This window comes from Streptomyces sp. NBC_00234, from assembly GCF_036195325.1.
Classification (GTDB): Bacteria; Actinomycetota; Actinomycetes; order Streptomycetales; family Streptomycetaceae; genus Streptomyces.
Genome location: NZ_CP108101.1, coordinates 6,132,989 through 6,159,719, shown reverse-complemented (window position 1 = coordinate 6,159,719; position 26,731 = coordinate 6,132,989). Strand labels below are relative to the sequence as shown.

The 26,731-nt window shown below is 69.2% G+C and carries 23 protein-coding genes; 11 read left to right on the top strand and 12 right to left on the bottom strand.

Annotated elements, in window-relative coordinates; all coding sequences use genetic code 11:
- Positions 1 to 12 precede the first annotated feature (12 nt).
- From OG230_RS27110 to OG230_RS27100, 3 genes are all read right to left on the bottom strand, one after another.
- Positions 13 to 294 carry a hypothetical protein gene (locus tag OG230_RS27110; protein ID WP_328906329.1) on the bottom strand — a complete coding sequence of 94 codons (282 nt, stop codon included), beginning with the start codon at positions 292 to 294 and terminating at the stop codon, positions 13 to 15.
- A 114-nt stretch (positions 295 to 408) separates the two neighbouring features.
- Positions 409 to 684, bottom strand: coding sequence for a hypothetical protein (locus OG230_RS27105; protein WP_328906328.1), 276 nt, complete (start codon positions 682 to 684; stop codon positions 409 to 411).
- A gap of 2 nt (positions 685 to 686) precedes the next feature.
- A complete protein-coding gene (locus tag OG230_RS27100) occupies positions 687 to 1,328 on the bottom strand; it encodes a DUF6668 family protein (protein WP_328906327.1) in 642 nt (213 codons plus the stop codon).
- A 206-nt stretch (positions 1,329 to 1,534) separates the two neighbouring features.
- Between OG230_RS27100 and OG230_RS27095 the strand changes: the two genes are divergently transcribed.
- The gene (locus OG230_RS27095; protein ID WP_328906326.1) at positions 1,535 to 2,371 is read left to right on the top strand and encodes a lytic transglycosylase domain-containing protein; all 837 of its coding nucleotides are present in this window, start codon (positions 1,535 to 1,537) and stop codon (positions 2,369 to 2,371) included.
- Positions 2,372 to 2,505: 134 nt separating this feature from the next.
- On the top strand, positions 2,506 to 3,075 hold the full coding sequence (locus tag OG230_RS27090) for a sigma-70 family RNA polymerase sigma factor (RefSeq protein WP_328906325.1): 570 nt from the start codon (positions 2,506 to 2,508) through the stop codon (positions 3,073 to 3,075).
- Between the two features lie 36 nt (positions 3,076 to 3,111).
- On the opposite strand, the gene OG230_RS27085 is transcribed toward OG230_RS27090, so the two are convergent.
- The gene (locus OG230_RS27085; protein WP_328906324.1) at positions 3,112 to 3,552 is read right to left on the bottom strand and encodes an SRPBCC family protein; all 441 of its coding nucleotides are present in this window, start codon (positions 3,550 to 3,552) and stop codon (positions 3,112 to 3,114) included.
- A gap of 229 nt (positions 3,553 to 3,781) precedes the next feature.
- Between OG230_RS27085 and OG230_RS27080 the strand changes: the two genes are divergently transcribed.
- From OG230_RS27080 to OG230_RS27065, 4 genes are all read left to right on the top strand, one after another.
- The gene (locus tag OG230_RS27080; RefSeq protein ID WP_328906323.1) at positions 3,782 to 4,204 is read left to right on the top strand and encodes a DUF7144 family membrane protein; all 423 of its coding nucleotides are present in this window, start codon (positions 3,782 to 3,784) and stop codon (positions 4,202 to 4,204) included.
- 29 nt (positions 4,205 to 4,233) lie between these two features.
- Positions 4,234 to 5,142, top strand: a complete 909-nt coding sequence (locus OG230_RS27075; protein WP_328906322.1) for a cyclase family protein — start codon at positions 4,234 to 4,236, stop codon at positions 5,140 to 5,142.
- 155 nt (positions 5,143 to 5,297) lie between these two features.
- Positions 5,298 to 6,878: a GMC family oxidoreductase gene (locus OG230_RS27070; RefSeq protein ID WP_328911550.1), complete on the top strand. Its 1,581-nt coding sequence runs from the start codon at positions 5,298 to 5,300 to the stop codon at positions 6,876 to 6,878.
- Between the two features lie 354 nt (positions 6,879 to 7,232).
- Entirely contained in the window at positions 7,233 to 7,499 is a 267-nt protein-coding gene (locus tag OG230_RS27065; protein ID WP_328906321.1) for a hypothetical protein, read from the top strand.
- 31 nt (positions 7,500 to 7,530) lie between these two features.
- Here OG230_RS27065 and OG230_RS27060 read toward each other — a convergent pair whose 3' ends face one another.
- Positions 7,531 to 7,743 carry a hypothetical protein gene (locus tag OG230_RS27060; RefSeq protein WP_328906320.1) on the bottom strand — a complete coding sequence of 71 codons (213 nt, stop codon included), beginning with the start codon at positions 7,741 to 7,743 and terminating at the stop codon, positions 7,531 to 7,533.
- Positions 7,744 to 7,982: 239 nt separating this feature from the next.
- On the opposite strand from OG230_RS27060, the gene OG230_RS27055 reads away from it, so the two are divergent.
- The 3 genes from OG230_RS27055 to OG230_RS27045 all read left to right on the top strand — a co-directional run bounded on the left by OG230_RS27055 (position 7,983) and on the right by OG230_RS27045 (position 13,117).
- Complete coding sequence (locus OG230_RS27055; RefSeq protein ID WP_328906319.1) at positions 7,983 to 8,594, top strand: TetR/AcrR family transcriptional regulator; 612 nt, start codon at positions 7,983 to 7,985, stop codon at positions 8,592 to 8,594.
- 185 nt (positions 8,595 to 8,779) lie between these two features.
- On the top strand, positions 8,780 to 11,002 hold the full coding sequence (locus tag OG230_RS27050) for an MMPL family transporter (RefSeq protein WP_328906318.1): 2,223 nt from the start codon (positions 8,780 to 8,782) through the stop codon (positions 11,000 to 11,002).
- Positions 11,003 to 11,215: 213 nt separating this feature from the next.
- The gene (locus OG230_RS27045) at positions 11,216 to 13,117 is read left to right on the top strand and encodes a DUF2075 domain-containing protein (protein ID WP_328906317.1); all 1,902 of its coding nucleotides are present in this window, start codon (positions 11,216 to 11,218) and stop codon (positions 13,115 to 13,117) included.
- A gap of 213 nt (positions 13,118 to 13,330) precedes the next feature.
- On the opposite strand, the gene OG230_RS27040 is transcribed toward OG230_RS27045, so the two are convergent.
- The 7 genes from OG230_RS27040 to OG230_RS27010 form a co-directional block, all read right to left on the bottom strand.
- The gene (locus OG230_RS27040; RefSeq protein ID WP_328906316.1) at positions 13,331 to 14,197 is read right to left on the bottom strand and encodes an NAD-dependent epimerase/dehydratase family protein; all 867 of its coding nucleotides are present in this window, start codon (positions 14,195 to 14,197) and stop codon (positions 13,331 to 13,333) included.
- Between the two features lie 4 nt (positions 14,198 to 14,201).
- Complete coding sequence (locus OG230_RS27035) at positions 14,202 to 16,433, bottom strand: FAD-dependent oxidoreductase (protein WP_328906315.1); 2,232 nt, start codon at positions 16,431 to 16,433, stop codon at positions 14,202 to 14,204.
- The gene (locus OG230_RS27030; RefSeq protein WP_328906314.1) at positions 16,430 to 18,742 is read right to left on the bottom strand and encodes a hypothetical protein; all 2,313 of its coding nucleotides are present in this window, start codon (positions 18,740 to 18,742) and stop codon (positions 16,430 to 16,432) included. The genes OG230_RS27035 and OG230_RS27030 overlap by 4 nt, the downstream gene beginning before the upstream one ends.
- A gap of 61 nt (positions 18,743 to 18,803) precedes the next feature.
- Positions 18,804 to 19,685, bottom strand: coding sequence for a carbohydrate ABC transporter permease (locus OG230_RS27025; RefSeq protein WP_328906313.1), 882 nt, complete (start codon positions 19,683 to 19,685; stop codon positions 18,804 to 18,806).
- A complete protein-coding gene (locus OG230_RS27020; RefSeq protein ID WP_328906312.1) occupies positions 19,682 to 20,635 on the bottom strand; it encodes a carbohydrate ABC transporter permease in 954 nt (317 codons plus the stop codon). Before OG230_RS27020 ends, OG230_RS27025 begins: the two co-directional genes overlap by 4 nt.
- A gap of 7 nt (positions 20,636 to 20,642) precedes the next feature.
- A complete protein-coding gene (locus OG230_RS27015) occupies positions 20,643 to 21,983 on the bottom strand; it encodes an ABC transporter substrate-binding protein (RefSeq protein ID WP_328906311.1) in 1,341 nt (446 codons plus the stop codon).
- Between the two features lie 94 nt (positions 21,984 to 22,077).
- Positions 22,078 to 23,079 carry a LacI family DNA-binding transcriptional regulator gene (locus tag OG230_RS27010; RefSeq protein WP_328906310.1) on the bottom strand — a complete coding sequence of 334 codons (1,002 nt, stop codon included), beginning with the start codon at positions 23,077 to 23,079 and terminating at the stop codon, positions 22,078 to 22,080.
- A 204-nt stretch (positions 23,080 to 23,283) separates the two neighbouring features.
- On the opposite strand from OG230_RS27010, the gene OG230_RS27005 reads away from it, so the two are divergent.
- Positions 23,284 to 24,426: a mandelate racemase/muconate lactonizing enzyme family protein gene (locus OG230_RS27005; RefSeq protein ID WP_328906309.1), complete on the top strand. Its 1,143-nt coding sequence runs from the start codon at positions 23,284 to 23,286 to the stop codon at positions 24,424 to 24,426.
- Positions 24,427 to 24,486: 60 nt separating this feature from the next.
- The gene (locus tag OG230_RS27000) at positions 24,487 to 26,640 is read left to right on the top strand and encodes a DUF6351 family protein (protein WP_328906308.1); all 2,154 of its coding nucleotides are present in this window, start codon (positions 24,487 to 24,489) and stop codon (positions 26,638 to 26,640) included.
- Positions 26,641 to 26,731: the final 91 nt, after the last annotated feature.

Genomic DNA, 26,731 nt, shown 5'->3' with positions numbered 1-26,731 from the left:
CCGCCCTCTTGTCTACTTGAAGACGAAGGTGACGAGCGGACCCGCGGTGGCCACCAGCACACAGCCGCCCAGCACCATGCCGAGACGGCTCATGTGCTCGGAACTCTCGCCGCGCTTCATGGAGATGGCCATCATGGCGCCGGTGATCAGGACGCCCGCCACGCCTGCGGCGGTACCCGCCCAGGCGGCGATGCCGAGGACCACGTCGACCTTGTCGGTGAGCGCCTTCGGAGCGTTGCTTTTCGGCGTGGGAACCTTCGAGGCGTCGAAGAGCGAGGGTATGAGCGCTTTCATGGCTGTCTCCTGCGAGGTCGTGCGCCACCGACGGGTGGCGGGGGAAGAGGAAGGTCCCGGAGCTGTTGTGGTCGGCGAACAGCCATGATCGGGACGGGTGTTGATGAGGTGTGGTCAGAGAGCGAGCGAGCCGAGGGAGGACACGATCGGCCCGGCCGTGGAGGCCAGGACGCAGGCGAGCATGATGAAGAAGAGCCCGCGGAAGTGCTCGCCGCCCTCCCCCGGTGTGCCGCTGCGCAGTTGGAGCGCCATCAGGGTGCCGACCGTGATGACCCCGCCGACTCCGGCGGCCGAGGCGCACCAGGCGAGAAGGCCGAGAATCCGGTCGGCTTCCGGACCCGGCGAGAACGTGGCGGCGAGCAGAGCGCCCGCGGGATGGATGCCGGTCACGGTCACTCCCCCGGCCCGTCGGGACGCGTACCGGCCAGCGCGCCCAGCCGGAACAGTTCCTTGGGGAGCTTCCTCGTCTCCTTGCCCAGCCGCCAGGCGGGGATCCACGGGAGCCGCCGCACGGGAGCGGCGGACCGCAGAATCCGTACCCGGTTGGCGAGTACGAGAGGGAGCCGGCCGGGCGCGTCCGCGACGAGCACCAGCGCCACCAGCTCCATTCCGGCGGGATGCCGGCCCTCGCGGAGGGCGTTCAGTGCGCGGGAAGCGGCGCGCATCCCTTCGGCGTGCGTGCGAGCCACCAGCATCACGCGGGCGGGTTCGCCCCGGGACGGATCGGGCCACGCACATCCGAGGTCGCTGCCGCCGAGCACCCGGGCCAGCGTGCTCGCCCCGGCGCCCCCGTGCGCGCCGACCCAGCCGAGCCCTTCACCGGACAGGGTCCCCTGCCGACTGCGGCGGGGGCGCTGCGGCCGGGGCCGTCCGCCCGCCTCGGCGGGACTCCGCAACCCCTGCGCGGCCACCGGCCGCAGCATCGTCGTGGATCCGTCCTCGGCAGCCGTACCCGGCTCCCCGGCGGGCTGCTGACGCGTGGGCCCCCGTACCCACATCTGCGGGCCGGCGGGCTCCGCTGAAGGGACAGTCATGCGTGCCCCACCCTCTCTTCTCACGATCGATTCCTGGGCGTTTGAACTGGTCTGCTCCAGAACCCGTTCTCAACCTTCGAGACCGTCGAGCTCCGTCAGACAGCCACAACGCGGGCCCCACCCACACCGGTTCAAGGCTTCGGCGACTCATTTCGAACAGACGGCCGCAACGGTCGCGAGCGACAGGGAGAGAGCGTGATCAGCTCATGAGTTCCGACGGTCCCAGCACGGCGAAGATCGCCATCGGCGCGGCGGGCGGCCTCGGCTGCCTGACCTCACCGGCCGTACTCCTCGGGACGGTGATCGTCGTCATCGTCGTCGGCGGGCTCGGCGTGCTCCTGGCCCCGCTCATCGCCCTCATCCAACTGTTCGGAGGCGGCGGCGTGGACCCGGCCATCGAGGCCGACAAGGTCGTGGAGGTGTTCCAGGGGGACGGGAAGGGCGAACTCGACCCCGCCCAGGTACCGGCGGAGCTCCTGGAACCCATCAAGGCGGCCGGCGCGCTCTGCGAGGCGATCGGCCCGGTGGTGATCGCCGCCCAGCTGGAGCGCGAGTCCGGCTTCGACGCGAACAAGGTCGGTGCGGACGGGGCCGAGGGCGTCTCACAGCTGCCCCCGGCCGTGTTCACGAAGTACGGCCAGGACGAGAACGACAACGACAAGATCTCGGCGTTCGACGCGGCCGACTCGATCATGGCGCAGGGCCGCCATCTCTGCGCGCTGGCCGGAGAAGTCCAGCTCCTCATCGACAACGGCCAGGCCATCGGCACCGTACTCGACCTGACACTCGCGGCCTACGACACGGACCTCGAAGCCGTACGCCAGGCCGGCGGCATCCCCACCACGAACCAGTCGCAGGGCTATGTCGTGGGCATCCGGGCGCTGTTCGCGAGGTACGAGGGCATCGGCGCCCCGCCCCCGTCCTTCACCCCTTCGCCGACCCCGACGCCGACCTCGACACGGAATCCGACACCCACACCGACACCGAGCCCCACACCCACACCCACACCCACACCCACACCCACACCGAGCGAATCACCGTAGCCCGCGCCCACGTCCGCACCAGGAGATGTACGAGCCGTCAATCGACCGTCAACGCCCCGTGGACGCACCCCCAGAAGACTCCGGCCGACGGGGAGCAGTGCCGACTCTGGGGGTACACGATGCAATGGTCCTTGATGGGATCGGGCGAATCACGGGACAGCAAGGAACGAGCCCTGCGCGCCCTGTACGAGGAACAGGCCAACCCGCTCTACGCGTACGTCCTGCGCCTGGTCGGCGGCGACCGCCACCGGGCGGAGGACATCATCCAGGAGACGCTTCTGCGCTGCTGGAGCAAGCAGGACCTGAGCCTCGAACCGGCCCTGTTGCGGCCCTGGCTCTTCAGGGTGGCCCGCAACCTCGTCATCGACGGCCACCGGCGCCGCCTCGCCCGCCCCTCCGAGATCGACGGCAGCAACTGGCTGCGCGAGATGTCGGCGGACGCGGACGAGATCGAGAACGTCCTCTCGTCGGTCGTGGTCGGCGAGGCGTTCAAGGCACTCTCCGAGGCACACCGCGAGGTCCTGTACGAGACGTACTTCGTGGGCAGAACCACGCAGGAAGCCGCCACCGCTCTCGGCATCCCCCACGGCACGGTCAAGTCCCGCGTGTACTACGCCCTGCGGTCCCTGCGCCTGGCTCTGGAGGAACGCGGCGTCGCGACGCCCACGGCGGCGCCGCTTCCGGCCGCGGCGGCGCGGGTCTGAGAAACCGGGGCGGCGCGGTCGACGGGCGAACAGGAGCTACGACACTTCCGCATCGAGAACCCGCGGCAGCGCGGCAGCCACGTCGTCCGCGAGGCGCTCGACGTCCTTCCGCAGCAGGAAGGCGACCAGGCGCGCCACGCCCTTGAAGCGGAACGTCGCGCGGTAGGACAGCCGAGTCGTTCCGTCGGCTCCGTGAACGAAGTGGAGGTCGTCCCTCGCCACGACAGTCCGGTTCTCTCCGACGAAGACGAGACGGTCCGCGTCCCGGACGCTCAGACGGTAGGTCAGCTCGGTGGTGCGGCCTCGGAAGCGGGAGGTGTTGCGCCAGGACGATCCGGGCCGTACCGGTCCGCTGTCGAGGCGGAGACAGGAGACGGTGGCAGGGTCCCATTGCTCCGTGCGCGCGAAATCCTCCAGGAATGTGATGGCCTCGTCCAGTGGGCGACGGACGAGCATGGTGCGTTGCACTCTGATCACCGGGACAGCTCCTTCGTCATTGCCTTCCGATGTCTCTTCCACTGCCACGGCCGCGTGGATGCACCGAGGTGGGGATCGGCGTAGGCCGACGACACCTCCGCCACCTGCGGCGTCGTCCGTCCCCGCTATCGGTCCAGGATGTCCGAAGTGCGCCAGGAGGCCGTCTGGGCGAGATTGGAGGTGACCGTTCCGTCTCGCAGGGCCTGGCCGCCCGGCACGGAGGCACGCAATGACAGGTCACACCGCAGGCAGCCCGACGCGCGGCGGCTCCAGAAGCGGCCTCGGCAGCGGCTGGCTGGTCTTTGCCGGAGTCCTGATGATCTTCGGCGGTCTGATGATGGTGCTTGCGGGCATCTCGGCGATCGCCGGTGACGACGTCTTCGTCACGACGCGCAACTACGTGTACGAGTTCGACCTCACCGGGTGGGGATGGATTCACTTCGCTCTGGGCATCGTGATCTTCCTGGCGGGCCTCGCCCTGTTCAGCGGCGCCACCTGGGCGCGGGTGGTCGGTGTCGTGCTCGCCGGTCTGAGCATGATCGCGAACTTCATGTGGCTGCCCTACTCGCCGTTCTGGGCGCTCGCGCTCATCGCGATCGACGGGTTCGTCATCTGGGCGCTCTGTGCCGCTCCCGGCCCGAGGGAGCTCTGACGTCCGGTAGGCCGCCGGCGGGACCACCGATGACGGCGGAGGAGTTCCGGGCCCTCTACGGGCGGCTGCGCGGCGCCACACGGACGGACGATCCGCGCGGAGCCCTCCGGCACCTGACACCCGAACGGGTCGTGGCAGCCGCCGCGGAGGTACGGACCGGCCTCACGGTCTCGCTGTCCGCACCGGTCGACACCCGGCCGGGCCCGGACAACCCCGAACCCGCGGTTCACCGGATGACCGGACCCCCCGCGGACGACATCGGGGCGGACGGACTGTACTTCGCCGTCGACCGCTTCGCGATGAACGTGCACGGGGACGCGGACAGCCACCTCGACGCGCTCTGTCACGTGCTGTACGACGGCAAGCTGTACAACGGGGTGCCCGCGACCGCGGTGACGGCTCAGGGCGCAGGTTCGCTCTCCGTGGAGCTGGTCAGGAACGGCATCGTCGGTCGCGGCGTGCTGCTGGACATCCCGCGCCTGCGCGGTGTGCCCTGGCTGGAGCCGGGGGACAGCGTGACGGCGGACGACCTGACCGGCGCCGAGGCGGCTCAAGGGGTCCGGGCCGGGCCCGGGGACCTGTTGCTCGTCCGGGTGGGCCACCGCCGCCGCCGCACGGAGCTCGGCCCGTGGACGTCGGCCCGGGCCCGGGCCGGTCTCCACCCGACCGCCGTGGAGTTCCTCGCCGAGAGGCGCATCGCCGTGCTGGGCAGCGACGGCAACAACGACTCCGCGCCCAGTGCCGTGGCGGACGTCGCCTTCCCGGTACATGTGCTGGCCATGCACGCCATGGGCGTGCATCTGATGGACTATCTGCAGTTCGAGCAGCTCTCCCCGGCCTGCGCGGATGCCGGCCGATGGAGTTTCCTCTGCGTGGTGGCCCCCCTGCGGCTGCCCGCGGCGACCGGCTCCCCCGTGAATCCCATCGCCGTGCTGTGAGCGTGCGGCTCGGCCGGTACGCCTTCCCGGTCGCCGTTCTCCGGAGCCGCGGATACGTTCGGTCGGACGGCTACGGGAGGAGGCGGGGTCTCCCCAGGCGGAGTGACAGGCCCCGGCGCAAGGGCAGGGCCGTGAGCGCGAGGACGGTGGTCGCCGTGGGCGACTCTCCCCACTACGACGTCATCATCATCGGCACCGGCGCGGGCGGCGGCACGCTCGCCCACCGGCTCGCACCTTCCGGCAAGCGGGTTCTCCTCATCGAACGCGGCGACTACCTGCCGCGCGAGCGGGACAACTGGGACTCCACCGCCGTGTTCGTGAAGGGGAAGTACCGGGCTCCGGAGTTCTGGCTCGACCAGCACGGCAACGAATTCCCGCCCGAGGTCAACTACTACGTCGGCGGGAACACGAAGTTCTACGGCGCTGCCCTCTTCCGGCTGCGTCCCGAGGACTTCGGCGAGATCCGTCATCACAGCGGCGTGTCGCCCGCCTGGCCCATTCGGTACGAGGACCTGGAGCCCTACTACACCCAGGCCGAGCATCTCTACCTCGTCCACGGACGGCACGGCGAGGACCCGGGCGAAGGTCCGGTGAGCGCTCAGTACGCCCATCCACCCGTGGCACACGAACCACGCATCCAGCAGCTGAGCGACGACCTGGAGAAGCTGGGTCTGCACCCGTTCCATCTGCCGATCGGCGTCGACCTCAGCCAGGACGACAGCGGAGCGGCCACCCATGCCAGCGCCTGTATCCGGTGCGACCGGGTCGACGGCTTTCCCTGCCTCGTGCGCGCGAAGTCCGACGCAGAGGTCATCTGCGTGGAGCCGGCGCTGCGGCATCCTCACGTCGAGATGATCACCAATACACAGGTGGTCCGGCTGGAGACGGACGCGACGGGGCGCAGCGTCGACGCGGTCGTCGGCCGCCTCTCCGACGGCTCGGAAGTCCGGTTCTCGGCGGACGTCGTGGTCGTCTCCTGCGGGGCGGTCAACTCGGCGGCACTGCTGCTGGCATCGGCCGATGACCACCACCCCACAGGGCTGGCGAACAGCTCCGGCGTCGTCGGCCGTTACTACATGCGCCACAACAACCTCGCGCTGATGGCCATCTCCAAGGAGCCCAACAACACCAAGTTCCAGAAGACCCTGGCGCTGAACGACTGGTACCTCGGCTCGGACGACTGGGACTTCCCGCTGGGCGGCGTCCAGATGCTCGGCAAGTCGGACGCCGAGCAGATCCACGGCGAAGCCCCCCGGTGGGCGGGCGCCGTCGCTCCCGACATGCCGTTCGAGGTGCTGGCACACCATGCCGTCGACTTCTGGCTGTGCGGCGAGGACCTCCCGCTGCCCGGCAACCGGGTCACGGTGGACAGCGACGCGCGGGTGCACCTCGCCCTCGACGAGAAGAACAACGTCGAAGGTCTGAAGCGGCTGAGGCACAAACTCCAGAAGATGCTGGGTCACTTGGGCATGCACGATCAACACCTGCTGTCCCGCAGCATCTATCTGCACAAGGGCATGCCGATCGGCGCCACCGCCCATCAGGCGGGCACCGTCCGCTTCGGCACCGACCCCGCCGCCTCCGCCCTCGACGTCAACTGCAAGGCCCATGACCTGGACAACCTGTACGTCGTCGACACGAGCTTCTTCCCCAGCATCGGTGCGGTCAACCCGTCCTTGACGGCCATCGCCAACGCGCTGCGGGTCGGCGACCACATCCTCGACCGGCTGAAGTGACCGGTGATTCCCTGACCGGTCATTCCCTGACTGTTGTGCGGAGGGGTTGCCGAAGGGCGAGAAGGACCGCCCGGCCCTGGAGGAAAGCGGCGTCGCCACGACCACGGCGGCGCCGCTTTCCGGCTGCCCAGGCGTGGGTCCGAAAGCGCGGTTCCGAAAGCGCGGCAGGAAGCGCGGGCAGGAAGGCGCGGATCAGAAGGCGCGAGGCGAGACGCACCGCCCACCAGCGCCGTCCCGTGATCTGGCAAGTACGCGTCATGTCGCCAAGTCGCCTCGGCTGAGGCCGTGTTGACGCACTCTCTCCTGCCAGCATCGGCGAGTCGACTTTCCCCGCGATCACCGGGAGTCCCTTCCGTGCATCTGAGACCCGCCGCAGCCGCGGCAGCGTTCGCCGCTGTGGCCCAGGGCGGCACGATCCCCCTCATGGGCAGGCTGACCCGCCAGTTCCCCGAGGCCCAGTTCCTCGCCTGCGGAGTCCTGGGCCCGGGCGCCAACGCCCACGGCCCGAACGAATCCCTGCACGTCCCGTACGCCCGCCGCCTCACCGCAAGCCTGTCCCTGACCCTGAACGCGTACGCCCTGCGGGCCGGGGCGACGTCCCCGTCCCCCTCCGGAGCGTAGGGAGGGGAACGGGGGCAATTCCCGCGCCCTGTCATCCCCGGAGCGCGAACACCCGGACCACGGTCTGCTGCGTGCGGCTGCCCGCACGGTCCCACTCCGTGACCCGCAGGGTCACCGCCTGGGCGTCGGCGGCCGGGCCGTGCAGCACCGTGGCGACCGAACCGTCGCGCCGGACGTGCGGCTCGGCGGGAGCCGCCCAGGTGGCCCCGTCGTCGTAGGCCGCCTCGACGCGGATGCCCGTCACAGCGGGGCCCCGGTAGCCGTCGGGGCGAGGGCGGCGGCGAGCACGAAGGCGCTGCCGCCGCGCAGAACGCAGGCCGGTATGGGAGCTCCTGGCTTGCACGCGCCGCACACCCCTGGAGTCGGATTCCGGAGCCGGATCGAAAATGCCAGTTTCGAAAATCATAGTTTCGAAAACTTGATTTTCGATTCGCTGGGTGGCTACAGTTCTGTTGTCAGCTACGGACCGGATCAGGAGCAGTCATGGCCGAGGCACCTGCGGCGTCGCGCCGCCGCAAGCTCACCCCGGAACGGGAGCGTGAGCTGCTGCGCGTGACGGCCGAGCTCGTCGGTGAGGTCGGCTACGAGCAGGTGACCATGGCCGCGGTCGCGCAGCGGGCGAAGTGCAGCACGGCGACGCTCTACCGGCAGTGGGAGAGCAAGCCGCGGCTGGTGATCTCGGCGTGGAAGGCCCTCATCGCGGAGGCCGGAAACGACCTGTCCCGCATCGACACCGGCAGTCTGCGCGGCGACCTGATGGACGTGGCGCGGTACCTGGTGGCGGACGACCCGGTCAAGGACACCTTCACCTCGATGCCGGCTGCCCTCGTCCAGGACGAGGCCCTCATGGAGATCGTGCGCGAGATCCTGATCCACCCCATCCTGCGCGACCTGGCCCAGCTCTTCGAGCGTGCGGTGGCCAGGGGAGAGATCGAGGCCGGAAACCCGGTCATCGACCTGGCGGACCAGATCCTGCTCGGCCCGTGGCTCGCACAGAACATCCTCCACGGGATCCCGGCGACCCAGGAGCTGATGGAAACCGTCGTCGAGCTGGTGCTTTTGCCGGCCCTCACCGCGCAGCCCGCCACCGCCTGACGCGACTCCCAGGCCCGACTGCCTTCCCGCCGCGCCTTCCGAGCGCGTCGGCGACCCCGCACACCCTGACAACGGCGTAAACGCCGCTCGTCCATCTCCGCATGCCTTCCTGCGGCCCGCGCCAGTCACATGCCGGGCTCAGGGCACCGCACGCCCCAAAACCATCGATCCGGAGTACCTCCCTCATGGCCACCTTCCTCCACAAGATCGGCAGGGTCGCGTTCAAGCGACGCTGGCTGGTCGTCCTCCTCTGGGCGCTCGTCCTGGGCGCTGTGGGCATCGGCGCCTCCAACAGCTCGGGCCCCGCCGGCTCCAGCATCACCCTGCCCGGTACGGAGGCCCAGCGCGCCATCGACCTCCTGGGCGAGAGGTTCCCGGCGGCCAACGCCGACGGAGCCACCGCGCGCGTCGTGCTGCGCGCTCCCGACGGCGAGAAGATCAGCAGCCCGGAAAACAAGGCCGCTCTCGACGCGACTCTGGCCGACGTCAAGGACTCCTCCACCCGCATCGGGCAGATCAGCGATCCCTTCGCCTCCAAGGCGGTCAGCGCGGACGGCACCACCGCCTACGCCCAGGTCACCTACACCGCCGCGGACGCAGACCTCACCGACGGCGACCACACGGGCCTGGACAAGGCCCTCGAATCAGGGCGTGACCACGGGCTGACGGTGGAAGCGTCCGGCGACGCGCTGGCCGCCCCCGAGGAAAGCCACACCGCCGAGGCCATCGGCTTCGCCCTGGCTGCCGTCATCCTCCTCATCACCTTCGGTTCCCTCGTCGCCGCCGGTCTGCCCCTGCTCACCGCGCTCGTCGGAGTGGGCGTGAGCATGGCCGCCATCACCGCCCTCAGCGGCCCACTCGACCTCAACAGCAACGCCTCGGCTCTCGCCACGATGCTGGGCATCGCGGTCGGCATCGACTACGCCCTGTTCATCGTCTCCCGCTACCGCTCCGAACGCGCGGACGGGTACGACGCCCGCGAGGCCGCCGCTCGCGCCAACGGCACCGCAGGATCCGCAGTGGTCTTCGCGGGACTGACTGTCGTCATCGCCCTCGCGGGACTGGCCGTGGTGAACCTGCCCATCCTGACCGCGATGGGTCTCGCCGCCGCCGGCGCCGTCGCCGTCGCCGTCCTCGTAGCCACCACTCTGGTCCCCGCCCTCCTCGGCTTCGCCGGCGAACGCGTACGCGGCAGGACTCGTAAGCAGCCCGCCCCGGCCCACAGCACCGAGCCCGGCAAGCCGGGACTGGGGCAGCGCTGGATCTCCTACGTCCTGCGCAAGCCGGCCCAGGTACTCCTCCTGGCCGTGGTCGCCCTCGGCGTGGTCGCCCTCCCGGCCACCCAGCTCGAACTCGGGCTGCCGGACGACGGCTCCAAGGCCGCCTCGTCCACCCAGCGCAAGGCGTACGACATGCTGTCCGAGTCCTTCGGGCCCGGCTTCAACGGTCCCCTCACGGTGACCATCGACGACCGGGACCCGGCCGTCGCCCGCAGCGGCGCCGATGACATGGGCACGGCCCTCTCCGGTCTTCCGGACGTGGCCGCCGTGACCCCGGCCGCCTTCAACGAGAGCGGCGACACCGCGATCATCAGCGTCGTCCCCAAGAGCGCACCGGGCAGCGACGCCACCAAGAACCTCGTCGACGACATCCGCGTCCTGGCCGGCGATCTCCAGTCCGACACCGGTGCCCGTTCCCTCGTGACCGGCACCACCGCACTCAACATCGACATCTCCGACAAGTTCAGCGCGGCGATCGTGCCCTACCTGGCGCTCGTCGTCGGCCTGGCCGTCCTCGTGCTGATCCTCGTCTTCCGGTCCATCCTGGTCCCCGTCAAGGCAGCCCTCGGGTTCCTGCTCTCCGTGCTGGCTTCCCTCGGCGCCCTCGTCGCCGTCTTCCAGTGGGGCTGGCTGAAGGACCTCATCGGCCTCGAACAGACCGGCCCCATCATGAGCCTGATGCCCGTGCTCATGGTCGGCATCGTGTTCGGCCTGGCGATGGACTACCAGGTGTTCCTGGTGACCCGCATGCGCGAGGCGTACGTCCACGGAGCGGATGCCCGCACCGCGGTCGAGACGGGCTTCAAGCACAGCGCCACCGTCGTCACCGCCGCGGCCCTCATCATGATCAGCGTCTTCGCCGGCTTCGTCGGCTCCCACGACGCCATGCTCAAGGCTCTCGGATTCGGCCTGGCCATCGCGGTCGCCTTCGACGCGTTCGTCGTCCGCATGACGATCATCCCCGCGGCCCTGGCCCTCCTCGGCAAGCGCGCCTGGTCCCTGCCCGCCTGGATCGACCGCATCCTGCCCGACGTCGACATCGAAGGAGAAAAGCTCGCCAAGCACACACCTGCCGCCCCCACGGTCCGCGAACCCAGCTTCGCCGGCTCCACGGACGACAACCACTGACCACCCCGCCCCACGGGCCCGCGGTCGCCACGGCGCCGCGGGCCTGCCCCCTGCCCCGGCCCAGCCCGTCCCGATCCCCTGCCGCCCGATCCGCCCCTGTCCTAGGATGTGCGAGATCATCTGCGGCCCGACGGGCTTCCGTTCCGCGTCAGCGGACTGAAGAGGACATGCCCCCACCCGCACGAGCTACTTCGTGCTGCCTGGGGGCATTCCTTGCTGTTCCGCGAGTCCACCGCGACCGTCGCCGCCCGCAGCCTGGAAGGAACGCTGGCGCTGCACCTGATGGAGAACTTCCGGCACGCGCACGGCCACCGGCCCGGAGCATCCGAGGTGCGGTCCTGGGAACGCAGCATCCCTGCCCTCACCGGTGCGCTGCTCGATGCCGGGCTCGGCGACGTCGAGATGCTGATCGAGTACACCCTCCCCCTGACCAGCAAGCGTGCCGACGTGATACTCGCCGGGGTTCACCCGTCGACCGGCGAACCGTCGTACGTCGTGGTCGAGCTCAAGCAGTGGAGTCAGGCATTCGCCGAGGAGGAGGATCCCCTCCTCTGCCGGATAGACGCATACCCGCGTCCCGTGCTCAACCCGATCGAGCAGGTCCGCGGGTACTGCTCCTACCTGGTCTCGTTCAACGGCGCACTGGAGCGGACACCGGAGGCGGTGGCCGGGGTGGCGTTCCTGCACAACGCGACGGAGTTCGGCATCAGTTCCCTGCGTGAGATCCCGGAGGACCTCCAGGGCCGTTTGTACACCGCGGAGCAGCGCGGGGCGTTTCTCGACTTCCTGCGTTCGCGGCTCGCGCCCAAATCCGGGGCAGGGGCCGCCGACCTGCTCGTCCAGGGCAGGACGCGCCCGTCGAAGCAGCTGATGGCCGTGGCGGCAGCCGAGGTCCGGGACCGCGAGCAGTTCGTCCTCCTCGACGAGCAGCGGATCGCCTACGAACTGGTCCTCTCTGCGGTGCGCAAGGCCAAGCGGTCGAACCACAAGCAGGTGGTCGTGGTGACCGGCGGCCCCGGTTCCGGCAAGAGCGTCATCGCGCTGTCGCTCCTCGGCGAGCTGTACCGGCGCGGGGAGACCGCTCTGCACGCGACCGGTTCGGCGTCGTTCACCAAGACGATGCGCAAGATCGCCGGCGCCCGGAAGCCCGAGGTGCAACGGCTGTTCATGTACTTCAACAGTTTCATGGCGGCCGAGCCCAACGACCTCGACGTCCTCATCTGCGACGAGGCCCACCGGCTCCGCAAGACATCCGCCAACCGCTACACCAAGGCCGCTCTGCGCACCGACCGCCCGCAGGTGGCGGAACTGATCGACGCGGCCCGGGTGCCGGTGTTCCTGCTCGACCAGCACCAGGTGGTGCGGCCCGGCGAGATGGGTACCAAGGAGCAGATCAAGGACGCCGCCGCCGCGCAGGGCCTCGACTGCGTCGTAGTGGAACTGGACAGCCAGTTCCGCTGCGGCGGCAGCGATGCCTACGTGCAGTGGGTCGCGAACCTGCTCGGTCTCGAGGGCGACGAGCCGACCGTCTGGGAGCCGGACGGCAAGGTGGAGCTGCTGCTCGCCGACACCCCGCAGGAGCTGGAGGACTTCCTCGTCGCCCGCCGCGACGAAGGCCAGGGGAAGTACAGCGCGCGCATGACGGCCGGGTACTGCTGGAAGTGGACCACGAAGATCACACCGGAGATGTCCGAACTGCCCCGCGACGTCGTCATCGGCGACTGGTCACGGCCCTGGAACGTTCCCGGCGACCGGTCCCTGTTCGGCGCCCCGTCGGCACCGCTCTGGGCCAACGATCCGGCCGGCTTCGGCCAGGTGGGCTGTGTGTACACCGCCCAGGGCTTCGAGTACGACTGGTCGGGCGTGATCATGGGCCCGGACCTGGTGTGGCGCACCGACCAGTGGGTGGTGGACCGCACCGCTTCGAAGGATCCGATCTTCACAAAGGCAACCCCGGACGCCGAGGTCCACCGGCTCATCCGCAACACGTACAAAGTGCTGCTGACCCGCGGGATGGTCGGGACGATGATCTACTCCACGGATCCTGAGACCCGCGAGAAGCTGCGCTCGCTCGTCCACCCGGAGACAGCGGTCAAGGTGGCTGTTCACACGTGATCCGGTCATCGCGAAAGCATTGGTCCGTTGCCGTACCTACGGCACGCGATCGGACGGTACCCGTTCGAGTAAGTCGCGCTGCATGGCGGTGCTGCCCGCACTGCTGAGCGGGCAGCACCGCACACAGCCGCCAGGGTCCGCGAAGATCTCGACCCATGCCGACATGTCAACCTCGCAGCATTGAACGGAAGTGTCGGCCCTCAAGGAGTCACTTCAGCAAGAAGCGACACCCTCGCGGTCGACAAGATTCCTGGCCGTGAACCCCAGGAGCCTGCGCGCCGCCGAGGTGTCGACCGGGGCCGCGCGGCCCGGCAGCGGGCCGCGCAGCACGGTGCCGGGGTGGTAGCGGCGCAACAGTTCCTCCGTCGGGTACGGGACGATGATCTCGGGGGCGCAGAGGTGCACCGCGTGCGCGCCGCTGCCCGGCACGTCCAGCGCGAGCAGTGCCGCTCTCGCCGCGTCGTGGACCTCGAGGTACGTCCACAGGTCCCTGGCGCCGGCGGCCGGGTCGGCCGTGAGCCGGGCGGCGTGCGCGAGCAGCCGTTCCTCGAAGCCGCCCACGTACGGATAGCGCAGGCACACCACGCTCATGCCGTGCCGTCGCGCCATCATCCGCGCGGTCAGCTCGTCGACCTGTTTGGACAGGCCGTAGGCGTCGGCGACCTGGGAGTCCATCGCCTCGTCGACCGGAACGTACGGCGGATGCGGATGGTCGGCCGCCGTCCAGGGCAGACCGGTGACACCCCACGAACTCGCCAGTGCCACGTGCCGGATTCCGGCCCGACCGGCCTCCTCCAGCACGGTGAAGGTGGTCAGGCTGTTGGCCGTGAAGACCTCGACTGCGGTGTTGCGTTCGGGAGTTGGGATCGCGGCCAGGTGGATGACCGCGTCGGTGCCCTCCAGGGCTGCCCGTACGGTCTTCGCGTCGGCCGCGTCGCCGGTGACGACCAGGCGGGCCGGGAGGTCACCGGGGTCGTCGAGGACCAGGGCGTTCGCTTCGATCCCGCGCTCGGCGAGCAGCGTGAGGACCGCTCGCCCGATCCGTCCGGCGGCCCCGGTGACCAGCACTCTCGCGACCATCGCGTCACTCCCCCGCCGCGTAGGCGCGTACGGCGACGACGTGCGCCGAGTCCGTGCCATTGGTGGCTTCGACGACGATCCGGACGGCCGATGTGGTGACCGGCTCCGACGGCGTGTGCGACCGGCGGCGTCGTCGGTTCCGATCCGCGTGGGCGATCACGCGCCAGGTGCCGTCCGCGTCCCGCGCCTCGACGCGGTAGTCGCGCAGGAGGGTGGGGAGGATGTCGAAGGGGGTGCGGTGGTGGTGCAGGTTGATCAGGTCCTCGTTGACGTCGTCGTCGGCGATGACCTCGATACGGCCCAGGGTGACCGGTTCGGGCCAGGTGAGCGAGAGCCAGGGCGAGGGATCGTCCGCCAGGGGTGCGGAGACCCACATGTGCGGTCCCGCGTACGGGCGGGCGTAGCCGTCGACGGCCTTGGCCGGGGCGTACGCCGCCGTCTCCCCCGCACGGAAGCAGAAGGTACGGCGCAGCAGTCCGGCGTCCGTCCACTCCCGCAGCAGCTGCGGGGATTCGTCCTGCGGACGCAGCGGGACACGCGTGAAGCACAGGACGCCGGGGGTCGGCCGGTCGGCGCGGTGCAGGGCGATCGCGTCATTCGCGCGGATGACGAGGAAGGCGTTGCGCGGGGTGTCCGGGGACCAGTCCAGGCCGGTCTTGAGCCATTGGCGGCGACCGGCAGCGACCGGCAGGGTGGTGGAGGTGACGAGGCGGCGCGGGACGTAGTTCTGGCCGAGTTCGGGGTCGTACAGGTCGATCACGAGCTCGGTTTCACGGTCGGCGTCGACCAGGATTTCAAGGCCGGTGAGGTCCGGGTCGACGGGAAGGACGAGTCCGGCGTCCGCAGCGAGCGGCCACAGCTCGCCGGAGTCCTCGACTGCCAGGCAGGACAGGGCAGATGACGCGATCACGGTCGCCCGCAGCGCCAGGTCCTCCGGGTCCGTCGAAGCCAGCCCGATGAGCGAGGCGTCCTGACGCAGCAGCACCCGGTGCAGCTCGGGTACGGAAAGTTCGCGCGGCGCGACCTCCCCGGCAGCACACAGCGCCGCCGCCGTGCCCGCCGCCTGCCCGATCGTGGCGCAGGTCGCCATGACCCGGGTCGAGCCGAACGCGACATGGCTGGCGGAGATGTTCCGCCCGGCGAACAGGAGGTTCTCGGTGTTCACCGAGTACAGGCTGCGGTACGGGATGTGGTAGATCCCGTCCGCGTAGAGCTGCCGGGCCCCCGACTCGGTGGCGTACATACCCTGCGGCGGATGCAGATCGATCGACCAGCCTCCGAAGGCAACCCGGTCGGCGAACTCCGTCTGCCCGAGAATGTCCCCCTGGTGCAGCACGTAGTCACCGAGAAACCGCCGGTACTCCCGCTTCCCGGGCACCGACCCCACCCACTCCAGCGTCATGTTCGCCGCGTCGAACTCGCCCGAATTCTTGATGTGATCCCAGATCCCGTAGATCACCGACCACAGCTCGTCCCGGATCCGCTCGTTGTCGTGCACCGTGTCCAGCTCTCCGCCGAACTCGATCCACCAGTACGCACACCCGTTGTCCCCCGCCTTGATGATCCGCCGCTGCGGGATGGAGGTGGTGCTGATGTCCTTGGCGAAGTCCGGCGGCACGAACTTCACCGGGCGCCCGGCGTCCTTCGTGTAGAAGAGCAGCGTGGAGCCGAGAGTGATGCCGTCGGCCGACTCCGGGGCCCACGCCTCCTCGAATTCGTTACGCGCCTCACGGCCGATGCGGTGGTGGGCGCCCGCGAGGTGGCCGATCAGGCCGTCTCCGGTGCAGTCGAGGAAGACGGGGCTCTCGAAGCGGATCCGACGCTCGGAGCCCATCATCCAGCCGGTGGCCGAGGTGATCCGCCTCTCGTCGTCCGGGCCCTCGGCCTCGACCTCGCGCACATCGGTGTTGAGGTAGAGCGTGATGCCGGGCTCGGCGCGTACCGCATCCAGGACCACGGCGTCCCAGTAGTACGGGTTCCCGTCCGGGTTGCGGTACTGGTTCTCCACGAGCAACTCGCCCATGATGCCGCCCTCGCGGGCGTTGTGGTTCTTGCCGTGGCCGGTCGCGCCGCACACCCAGACGCGGACCTCGCTGCTCGAATTGCCGCCGAGTACCGGCCTGTTGTTGATCAGTGCGACGGTCCGGCCGAGGCGGGCCGCGGCGATGGCCGCGCAGACCCCGGCCAGGCCGCCGCCGACGACGGTGATGTCGTGCCGTGCGGTTTCGTTCCTCATGCGGTACGTCCCCTGCTTCCGGGCTTGCGGTCGGGATCGGCGGCGAGGCCGTAATAGATGCGCGGGGCGCCGTCGACGGTGAGTGTGACCTTGCCGCCGGAGGCTTTCAGGGAGCGTTCCTGGCCGATGCAGTTGAGCTCGCGCACGGTGCCGGCGGCCGCTTCGGCCACCACCTCGGTCCTGGTCGTCCAGGTGTCGACCCACGGCTCCGGCGACGCGTACCAAGGATCGTCACCGTGTTCGGAGTTGAGGACGTAACCGTCCTTGCGGCCCCAGATGATCGACAGCGGGCCGTCGGGAGTGGTGAAGAGAAGGCCCTTGATGTCCTGGTCCGAGAAGGCGAGATGGCGGACGAACTCGGCCTGGTCCAGGACCCGGGCGGCGGTCGCGAAGGCGAGCAGCGACGGCTTGGCGCTGGTGTCGCGGTTCATCAGGCCGTAGTGGTACTCGGGGTTGGCCGGGTCGGCCTCCTGCGGGTGGTGGATGATCGAGTCGTGCAGCTGGTACCAGTTGACGCCGCGCACCTTCTCCGACTTGGCGAGGGCGAGCGAGAGCAGCGTGTTCTCGGCGGCGTGCCGGTAGGTGTCGCTCCACCACACGTTGGGACGGGTGGGCGCGTATGCCTCGGTGATCCAGAGTTCCTTGTCGCCGCCGTATTCCGCCATGACCTGCCGTGCCTTGCGCAGGGCGCCGAGGAAGTTCCAGTACGTACCGGCCGAGCCCTGGGTCCACTCCTCCGGCGGCGGCGCGAAGTCGGGCGTGAAGTTGCCGCGACCAGGGTGGAAGGCGAAGACGTCGATGAGGTCCCAGCCGCCCGCGTCGTGGAAGTTCTTGGTCCAGATGTGGTCCATGCCGCCGAGGCCGGCGTTCATGACCTTCATCGTGGACCCGGCTGCGGCGAGGCGGGTGGTGACCTGGCGCAGGCCGTCGCGGACGTAGGCGTCGGCGCCACGGCCGGACATCCAGGGCTGGTTGACCTCGTTGCTGACCTCGAAGTACGTGGCGTTGGCGGCGAGGGCCTTGGCGACGTTGGTGTCGGCCCAGGCAGCGATCTGCTCGGGGCTGCCGCCTACGGGGATGCCGCTGAGCTGCACGTTGTGGCCGATGCCGTTGGCGTCCAGGGTCGCGATGTCGATGCCGGGGGCGCCCGCGTAGGCGATCCGGATCCACTTGATGCCGAGCGTCTTGACCAGGCCGAGTACGGCTTCCTTGCTGGGCTGGAGCAGCCAGGGGTAGTTGGCGAGGCCGAACATCGACTCCTTACCGGCCTGGTACGTGAACTCCGGGAGCACGCTCAGATTGGTGCGGGCGATCGCCTGGTCAGCGCCGCTGACCGCCTCCACACCGGTGAACACGATGTTCTGCGAGGGCGAGGTCAGAGGGAAGGAGGCATTCCAGGCGGCGCCTGCCGCGAGGTCCTCGCAGAGGGTCCCGCCACCGATCTTCTTGCCTCCGAAGTCCCGTGCCCACCAGGTCAGGGTCACCTTCCTGGCGGCTCCCGACCCGTTGACGACCTGCGTCTTGAGCGTCATCGTCTGCCCGGCCGCCTTGTAGAGGTTGAACGGCTGGTCGGTCCACACCTCCACGCCGAGCGGCCGCCCCGCGGCGATCGTGCCCGCCGCGCGCGGTCGCAGGTCGCCGAGGACCAGATCGGCCTCGGTGACGACGGTGCTCGCGCCGGTCGAGGTGCCGGGCGCATGGATCCATGTGGCGTTGGTGCTGGCGGGGTTGGTGGAGGAAAGGCAGAAGAAGCCCTTCGCCCCGTCCCACGTCTCCACGTACGTACCGCCCGCGTTCACCTCGTACGGGATGCCGCCCCGAGCGTCCCGCTCCCAGACGGTCAGCGCTTCGTACGACTCCGGCGCGCTCGCCCCGTACACCGTGCGGGAGAACTGGAAGCCGGACGGGGTGAGTGTGCTGGAGCCCGCGACCTCCCATTTCAGGTGCGCCTTGCGCGCGGTGACGTCGAAGGTGCCGCGTACGGTGACTCCGGGCGCGCTGCTCCCCATCGTGTACGTGACCTGGATCGCGGGCCGTCCGTCGGGGAGTGTGATCAGGGCGGGGCTGCCGCCGAAGGTGCGCTGCTGGCCGAGTGCGGTGTCCTTGATCATGAAGTGGCTGAGGAGGATGCGGTCGGTTCCCGCACCGTCCTGGACGAGGACGCTGCCGTCGCTGCGGCCGACCAGTTTGATGCCGTCGGCCTCGACGGTGACCGGGTCGGCGGCTGCGTACGCGGGAACGTTCGGCAGCAGCGCGGCGCCGGCGGTGAGGGCCGTGCCCTGGATGAGTCTGCGTCGGGCGACTGACATGGAGGTGCCCTTCTGTTGGTCCGGGTGGGGGTGGGGCTCATGGTCCGGGTGCGGGTGGAGCTCAGCCCTTGACGCCGGTGAAGCCGAGCCCGGCGACGATGTACTTCTGGCAGACGACGAAGACAAGGACCGGCGGGGCCACGGCCAGCACCATCGCGGCGATGAGCTGGTCCTGCGGGGCCTGCGTGGCGAGCTGCGCCAGCGCGACACTGATCGGCTGCTTCTCGGGGTCGGTGATGGCGACCAGCGGCCAGATGAAGTCCTTCCAGGAGTGCATCACCGCGAGCAGGCTGATCACGGCGAGCACCGGCTTGCTCATCGGCAGCACGATCCTGGTGAGCAGCTGCCGGGTGCTCGCCCCGTCGACCCGTGCCGCGTCGAACAGCTCCCTGGGCAGGGCGTCGAAGAACTGCTTGGCGAGCAGCACCGTGAAGGCGTTCGTGCCGGCCGGCAGCCAGATCGCCCAGTACGTGTCACCCAGGTTGAGGTGCAGGAACGGCACGTCGATCACCGTCATGAAGAGGCTGACCATGTTCACCGTGTACGGCACGAACATGGTGGCCAGGATCGCCCCGTAGACGACCTTGCCGAACTTCGGCCTGAGCACGGAGAGCGCGAAGCCCGCCGTGGCCGAGACGAAGAGCTGCACGAACCACGATCCGCCGACCACCAGGAAGGTGTTCATCAGATAGCGGCCGACGCTGAGGTCGGTGTACGCGGTGGCGAAGTTGCCGAGGGCCGCGCGGTCCGGCCAGAGGGCGAGCGGCTGGGTGGTGAGCTCGGTGGGTGGGGAGACCGCGCCCTTGAGCATCCAGTACAGCGGTCCGATGCCGATGAGCAGCAACAGGATCAGGGTGAACCCCTGGATGGAGCGCACGGCGGCGCGGACGCCGGGCCGTTGCCGGTCGTTCGTCGAGACGAAGGTGGTGAGTGCTGTGGTCATGACGTGCTCCAGCTGCGGGTGGCCCGCAGATACACCGCGGAGAGCAGGGCGAGGGCGAGCACCATCAGGAAGGAGAGGGCGGCGGCCTGGCCGTACTCACCGTCCTGGAAGGCGTAACGGAAGATCAACAACAGGACCGTGAGGGTGGCGTTGTCGGGCCCGCCGCCGGTGAAGACGTACGGCTCGGTGAAGACCTGGACCGTGTTGACCAGCTGCACGAGGAGCAACAGGCCGATGACGGACCGGAGTTGGGGCAGCATGACGTGCCAGATGCGCCGCCGGATGCCGGCGCCGTCGACCTCGGCGGCCTCGTAGAGTTCGCCGGGGATGGAGACCATGGCGGCGAGGTAGATGAGGACGGCGCCGCCCATTCCGGCCCAGGTGGCTTCCAGGACGAGCGAGAGCATGGCGCTGTCGGAGGACTCCAGCCAGGGGTACGGGCCGAGGCCGATCTTGCCGAGGATGTTGTTGAAGAGGCCGCTGCCGGGATCGTAGAACCATTTCCAGAGCAGGATCGCCACGACCGGCGGGATGACGACCGGCAGGTAGACGAGGAAGCGGTAGACGCCGGCGCCGCGTCGCACGGTCGACATGATGGCGGCGAGGATCAGTGGCGCCGGGAAGCCGATCAGCAGGCCGAGGGCCACGAAGAAGAGGGTGTTCCCGACCGCGGTGGCGAGCAGCGGATCGTCGAAGAGCGTACGGAAGTTGTCCAGGCCGACCCAGACGGCCGGCTCCACGAGGTTGGTGCGCTGGAAGCTGAGGAGCAGGCTGCGCACGATCGGCCACCAGGCGAAGAGCCCGAAGACGAGCAGAGCGGGGACGAGGAACAGCCAGGCCGTGAGCTGTTTGCGGGCGCCGGTGCCACGCTTCCGCCGCATCGGCGGCGACTTCGGCACGGGCTCCTTGGACACTGCGACGGGGCTCCGGGAGGGAGTGAGCAGAGTCATCGGCCGGCTACTTCTGGTCCGCGGCGAGCTGCGCATTGACGTCCTTCTCGGCCGAGGCGAGGAGGGAGTCGATGTCGGCGTCGCGCTTGGTGAGCACCGCCTGGACCACCGGGTCGAGCGCGGTGTACAGCTTCTGCGCCTGGTACGGCGGCTCCGGCTTCAGCTCCAGCGTCGCGAGCCCGTCGATGTACGGCTTGAAGTGGTCCAGCTTCACGTTCACGTACGGCTTGACCGCGGCGTTGATCTCGGTCTGCCGCTTCTGGTCGAAGACCGGCAGGGTCGGTACGCCCACCGCGGACTTCGGGTCGGCCGAGAGCGCCTTGGCCTGGGCGGCGGCGATCTCGGTGCTGTACTGCGGCTTGGCGTAGGCGAAGGTCAGCCACTCGACGGCCGCTGCCGCGTGCTTCTTGTCGGCGGACTTCGGGACCATGTAGATGTCGCCGCCGGTGAGGGTCGCGTCGCCGCCGGACTGCGGCATCGGGGCGGCCCCGAAGGCGTCGGTGTTCTCCATGCCGAACTGCATCTTCGCCAGCCGGTACGTCCCCGGGCTGCCCATGAACATGCCGACCTGTCCGGCCGCGAACTGCTTGATCACATCGTTCTGGTTGACCAGCAGCGTCTTGCCGAGCGAGTCGTCCTTCCAGCGCATGTCCTTCAGCAGCCGCAGCGCCTTCTTCGTCGGCTCCCCAGTGAGCGTGGCGGTGTACTTGCCGCCCTCCTGCTTCTGCAGCTCGCCGCCGAAGGCGTACGAGAGCATGGTCAGCTGCCAGCCGCCCTGGTTGTCCTTGGACTCGTGGACGAAGCCCGCCTTGCCGGTCTTCTCGCTGATCTGCTCGGCGGCGGTACGGACCTCCTCCCAGGTGGCCGGCGGCTTGTCGGGGTCGAGGCCGGCCTGCTCGAACAGCTCACGGTTGTAGACCAGGCCCTGGGCGTACGGGTTCTGCGGTACGCCGTAGACGTCGCCGCCGTCGTCGGTGAGCGGCTGGAGCACCTGCGGGTTGAACTCCTTGAAGTGCTGCCACTCCTTGAGCTGCCCGGTGATCGGCTGGACCTGCTTCTGCTGGATGAGGCGCTGCGGCTCGGTCAGCGGCACCTTGATGACGTCCTCGACGTTGCCGCCGGAGAGCTTGGCGGAGAAGGTCAGCGGGTCGAAGACCGTGATGGAGCCCTTGACCTTGATGCCGGGGTGGGCCTTCTCGAAGTCGGCGACCTGCTTCTTGAAGAGGGCGAGGCCCGGCTTGTCGGTGGCCGGGGGCATCCCCTGCACCCGGAGGACGAGATCGCCGGAGGTGTCGGCGCTGGTCGGGGTGAGGGAGGAACAGCCCGCGAGGGTCGCGGTCAGGGCCATGGAGCCACATATGGCTGCATAACGGAAGTGTCTGGGCATGACGGCTCCAAGAAGGGCAGGGGTGAGCTCGGTGCGTTGCTTTTTTCGCTAGGGATCAGTGGGTGGGCGCGGGGCCCGTCGAAGCCCGCGGGATCAGGCGGGAGCCGATCTCCACGAAGGGGGGCGTGGCGTCAAGTCCGTTTGCGCCAGGTCTCGTTGAGCTGGCGATCGTCTCGATCAGGAGGTCTCCCGCACGGGTGGCGATCTCCTCGGGGTCGATCCTGATCGTGGTGAGGCCGGGGGTGGAGACGGAGGCGAGCAGGGTGTCGTCGATGCCGATGACGCTCACGTCGCGGGGCACGCTCATGCCGAGGTTGGCCATCTGGTGCAGCACGCCGAGGGCGACCAGATCGTTGTGGGCGATCACGGCGGTGGCGTCGTGAGCGGCGACCAGGGTGGCGGCGTGCACGCCCGTCTCGAACCTCGGCTCGTACGGGCCGAGTTCGTGCAGGGAGAGGTCGAGAGCCTCGAAGGACTCCTGGATGGACTTGCCGCGGCTCAGTTCGGCGCGGGAGGCGTTGACGAAGACGCAGCGCCGGTGACCGTACGCCTTCAGCAGCTCGGCGGCCTGGGCGATCCCGGCGGAGAGTGAGATGCGGACCTCGGGGATGCCGGGGACGTGGCGGTTCACCACCACCAGCGGCATCCGGCCCGCGAGTTCGTGGAGGCGGTCCTCGGTGAGGGTGGAGGCCCACAGGATCAGGCCGTCGACCCGCTTGGACACGGCCGCGATGACGGCCAGTTCGTCCGCCTCGCGTTCGTCGCTGTCGGCGACCAGGACCGTGTAGCCCAGACGGCGGGCGCGGGCCTGCATCGCCTTGATGATCGGCGGGAAGAACGGGTTGGCGATGTCCGGGACGATCAGGCCGAGGGTTCCGGTGGAGCCGCCGCGCAGCGAACGCGCCGCCGGATTGGCGGAATAGCCCAGTGCGGCCGCGGCGTCGAGGATGCGCTGCCGGGTCGCCGGCTGCACCTGGTCGGGCGCGGTGAATGCACGGGACACCGTCGAGACGGAGACACCGGCGGCACTCGCCACCTCCCGGATCGTGACTGCCACGGACGGCCTCCTCATCGTCTGGATCCTGCCAACGCGGTTGATGCTTGCGAACGTTCCCGGGAAGTGTCAAGACGTGCGACACGACTTGTTCATCGACGAAATCCCGCTCACTGCAAGGGTCTTGCGCTGGGGCCCGACTGCCCCCAATGATGCGTTCTCGAGAATGATGCTGATTTTGCGGGAACGTTTTCATAGAGGAGTGGAATGAAGATCACCGGCCTGGAAGTGCTGACTCTCCCCGACCACGGCGACAGCATGATGCTGGTGGTGGTCGACACCGACGAGGGCATCCACGGTCTGGGCGAGGTCGGCATCAGATCGCGGCAGCGGGCGGTCGCGGGGGGCCTGGAGCATCTCGCGGAGCTGATCGTCGGCGAGGATCCGCGGCGGATCGAGCATCTGTGGCAGGTGATGTTCCGGCGGGGCTTCTTCCCCGCCGACCGCTTCCTCGGTGCCGCCATCGCGGCGGTCGACGTGGCTCTGTGGGACATCCGCGGCAAGGCGCTCGGCGTACCGGTCCATGAACTTCTCGGCGGCCGGGTACGTGATCACGTACCGGCCTATGTGCACGTCGGCGACGGCTACCACGACCGCGAGTGGTTCCTGGACCGCTGCCGCGAGTTGGTCGCCGAGGGCTGGCGCCATCTGCGGTTCGCCTCGCCGCACGACGCGGACGACACCCTCGATGCCCGCCGTTGCCTGCGGGACTCGGTGAAACTCTTCCACCAGGTGCGGGACGCGGTCGGCCACGACGTGGAGCTGATCCTCGATGTCCACACGCGCCTGGATCCGCCGGAGGCGCTGACGCTGTGCCGGGAGATCGAGGCGGCCCGCCCGTACTTCGTCGAGGACCCGTTGCGCTGCGAGAACCCGGACAGCTATCGGATGCTGCGGGCGCGTACCGGCGTACCGCTGGCGGCAGGCGAACAGTACGGCTCCAAATGGGAGTTCAGGACGTTGATCGAGGGCGACCTGATCGACTACGCGCGCGTGGACATCGGGGTGGCCGCGGGCCTGACCGAGGCGAAGAAGATCGCGGCGATGGCGGAGACCCATCACATCAAGCTGGCCACCCACAATCCGCTCGGGCCGGTGACCGCCGCCTCGTCGCTCCAGCTCAATCTGGCGTGCCCGAATGTGGCGATCCAGGAGCATCAGACCGATCCGGATCCGGAGATCGCCGCGCTGTTCACCGCGCGGCCGACGATCGTTCCGGGGCGGGTGGAGGCGAGCGAACTCCCGGGTATCGGCGTCGACATCGACCGGGAGGCCGCACGCCGCTACCAGGCCACTGCGGCCGAGCGGCCTCATCTGCGCGCGGCGGACGGGGCGTTCACCAACTGGTGACCTGCCGTATCCGGACATCGAGTACGCAATCCCACTCCAGGAAGTGAGGCGAATTCCGTCATGTCGTTCACCGCAGCCACGAGGAGACCGGCCCGGCTGGGCCTTGTCGGTCTGGCGATCATGGGCGTACTGGTCGGCGCGACAGCGACGCCGGCCAGCAGCCTGGAAGGCGGGCAGCTCCAGGTGACGGCCCTGTCGTCACGGCCCGGCACGGTGTCGGGCGACGACGCCCTGATACGCGTCGAGGTGCCCGCGTCGACACCGGCCGGCACGGTACGGGTCGAGGTGGGCGGCCAGGATGTGACCTCGGCCTTCCGGCCCTCCGGCGACAACGCGCTGACAGGCATGGTCAAGGACCTGTCCCACGGTGACAACCTCCTCACGGCGAGCGCCCCGGGAGCGGAATCCGGGCAACTGACCCTGAAGAACCACCCGGTCACCGGCCCGATCTTCTCCGGGCCGCACGAGCAGCCGTTCGTCTGTGACACCGCCGAGTTCAAGACGATCACCGGCGTCACCCTCGGGCCGCCGCTCGACCAGGACTGCTCGATCAAGACCCGCGTCGACTACATGTACCGCACCACGGCCGCCAAGTTCGTCCCCCTGCCCGACCCGGCCGTACGCCCCGCCGACCTCGCGACCGCCACGACGAGTACCGGCGAGAAGGTCCCGTACATCGTCCGCGTCGAGACCGGCACCATCAACCGCGCCATCTACGAGACGGCCGTACTGCACGATCCGCAGTCCCCCGACCCCGACCCCCTGCAGCGCGGTCCGGGCTGGAACGGGCGCCTGGTGTACGGCTTCGGCGGGGGCTGTTCGGGCGGCTGGTACGTCCAGGGCCGCAACACCGTCGGCATCATGAACGACGCGTATCTGAGCAAGGGGTACGGCGTCGCCTCGTCCTCCCTCAACGTCTTCGGCAACAACTGCAACGACGTCCTGGCCGCCGAGACCATGAGCATGGTCAAGGAACACTTCGTGGAGACGTACGGCGAACCGGCCTTCACCATCGGCAACGGCTGCTCCGGCGGCTCGTACCAGACCCATCAGATCGCCGACAACTACCCGGGGCTGCTCGACGGCATCCTCTCCGGCTGCAGCTTCCCCGACGTCGGCTTCGGGACGATCCAGACACTCAGCGACGCACAGCTCCTGAACCACTACTTCACTCAGGTCGCGCCCGACGCGTTCACCCAGGAGCAGCAGCGGGCGGTCTCCGGGTTCGGGAAGTGGGAGAGCATCGGCAGTCTGGCCAGGGCGGCCGGACGGATCGACCCGACGGTGTACTGCCCGGCCCAGCTGCCCGCGGCACAGCGTTACGACCCCGCGACCAACCCGGGTGGTGCGCGCTGTGACGTCTACAGCCACACCGTGAACGTGTACGGCAAGGACCCGGAGACCGGGAAGGCGCGCAGGCCGCTGGACAACACGGGGATCCAGTACGGGCTCCAGGCCCTGAACGACGGAACCATCGACATGGACCAGTTCATCGACCTGAACCGGCGTATCGGCGGACTCGACTCCGACGCCAAGCCAGTCGCTTCGCGTACCGCCGCTGACCTCGCGGCGGCGCGGCTCGCCTATCGCACGGGCCGTCTGCTCAACGGCGGTGGCGGGCTCGCGAACGTGCCGATCATCGACTACCGCGACTACGTGGACGACGCCGCGACCGGTGACATGCACATGCGTTTCCACTCGTTCTCCACCCGGGCACGGCTGGACAAGGCCAACGGCACCCACGCCAACCAGGTCATGCTGACCCGCTCCAGCGGGCACGGGTTCACGCTCGCCGGGATGGTGTCCGACATGGACCGGTGGCTGACCGCCATCAAGGGGGACGCGGGGGACGGCGCCCCCATCGACAAGATCGTCCGGAATCGGCCGGCGGGGCTCACGGATGCCTGCTGGACACGTGGCATCGGCGCGCAGAAGATCGAGGAGCCGCAGGTGGAGGGCATCGGCAATACGGCGTGCAACACGCTCTACCCGGTGTGGACCTCGCCTCGGATGGTCGCCGGGGCCGATGTGGCCAACGACATCGTGAAGTGCCGGAAGCGGCCCGTGGTCTCCTCCGACTATCAGGTGCCGGTGACGGAAGGGCAGTTGAGCGAACTGAAGGTGATCTTCCCGTACGGCGTCTGCGACTGGTCCGTCCCCGGGGCGGGGCAGCAGGGGCTTATGGGGACCTGGCTCTCCTTCGGCCCGGGCTGACCGGAACCGACGGGGGCAGGCGTTCGAGGGTCACGCACGGACGCCAAAGAGCCGCTCGCATCGTCCAGTGAGGACGGAAGGCGCGAGCGGC

Excerpts from the sequence above, each read along its gene's own strand:
- OG230_RS27110 (WP_328906329.1), bottom strand. The coding sequence starts at position 294 with ATGAAAGCGCTCATACCCTCGCTCTTCGACGCCTCGAAGGTTCCCACG.
- OG230_RS27100 (WP_328906327.1), bottom strand. The coding sequence starts at position 1,328 with ATGACTGTCCCTTCAGCGGAGCCCGCCGGCCCGCAGATGTGGGTACGG.
- OG230_RS27095 (WP_328906326.1), top strand. The coding sequence starts at position 1,535 with ATGAGTTCCGACGGTCCCAGCACGGCGAAGATCGCCATCGGCGCGGCG.
- OG230_RS27090 (WP_328906325.1), top strand. The coding sequence starts at position 2,506 with ATGGGATCGGGCGAATCACGGGACAGCAAGGAACGAGCCCTGCGCGCC.
- OG230_RS27080 (WP_328906323.1), top strand. The coding sequence starts at position 3,782 with ATGACAGGTCACACCGCAGGCAGCCCGACGCGCGGCGGCTCCAGAAGC.
- OG230_RS27075 (WP_328906322.1), top strand. The coding sequence starts at position 4,234 with ATGACGGCGGAGGAGTTCCGGGCCCTCTACGGGCGGCTGCGCGGCGCC.
- OG230_RS27055 (WP_328906319.1), top strand. The coding sequence starts at position 7,983 with ATGGCCGAGGCACCTGCGGCGTCGCGCCGCCGCAAGCTCACCCCGGAA.
- OG230_RS27050 (WP_328906318.1), top strand. The coding sequence starts at position 8,780 with ATGGCCACCTTCCTCCACAAGATCGGCAGGGTCGCGTTCAAGCGACGC.
- OG230_RS27040 (WP_328906316.1), bottom strand. The coding sequence starts at position 14,197 with ATGGTCGCGAGAGTGCTGGTCACCGGGGCCGCCGGACGGATCGGGCGA.
- OG230_RS27035 (WP_328906315.1), bottom strand. The coding sequence starts at position 16,433 with ATGAGGAACGAAACCGCACGGCACGACATCACCGTCGTCGGCGGCGGC.
- OG230_RS27030 (WP_328906314.1), bottom strand. The coding sequence starts at position 18,742 with ATGTCAGTCGCCCGACGCAGACTCATCCAGGGCACGGCCCTCACCGCC.
- OG230_RS27025 (WP_328906313.1), bottom strand. The coding sequence starts at position 19,685 with ATGACCACAGCACTCACCACCTTCGTCTCGACGAACGACCGGCAACGG.
- OG230_RS27020 (WP_328906312.1), bottom strand. The coding sequence starts at position 20,635 with ATGACTCTGCTCACTCCCTCCCGGAGCCCCGTCGCAGTGTCCAAGGAG.
- OG230_RS27015 (WP_328906311.1), bottom strand. The coding sequence starts at position 21,983 with ATGGCCCTGACCGCGACCCTCGCGGGCTGTTCCTCCCTCACCCCGACC.
- OG230_RS27005 (WP_328906309.1), top strand. The coding sequence starts at position 23,284 with ATGAAGATCACCGGCCTGGAAGTGCTGACTCTCCCCGACCACGGCGAC.
- OG230_RS27000 (WP_328906308.1), top strand. The coding sequence starts at position 24,487 with ATGTCGTTCACCGCAGCCACGAGGAGACCGGCCCGGCTGGGCCTTGTC.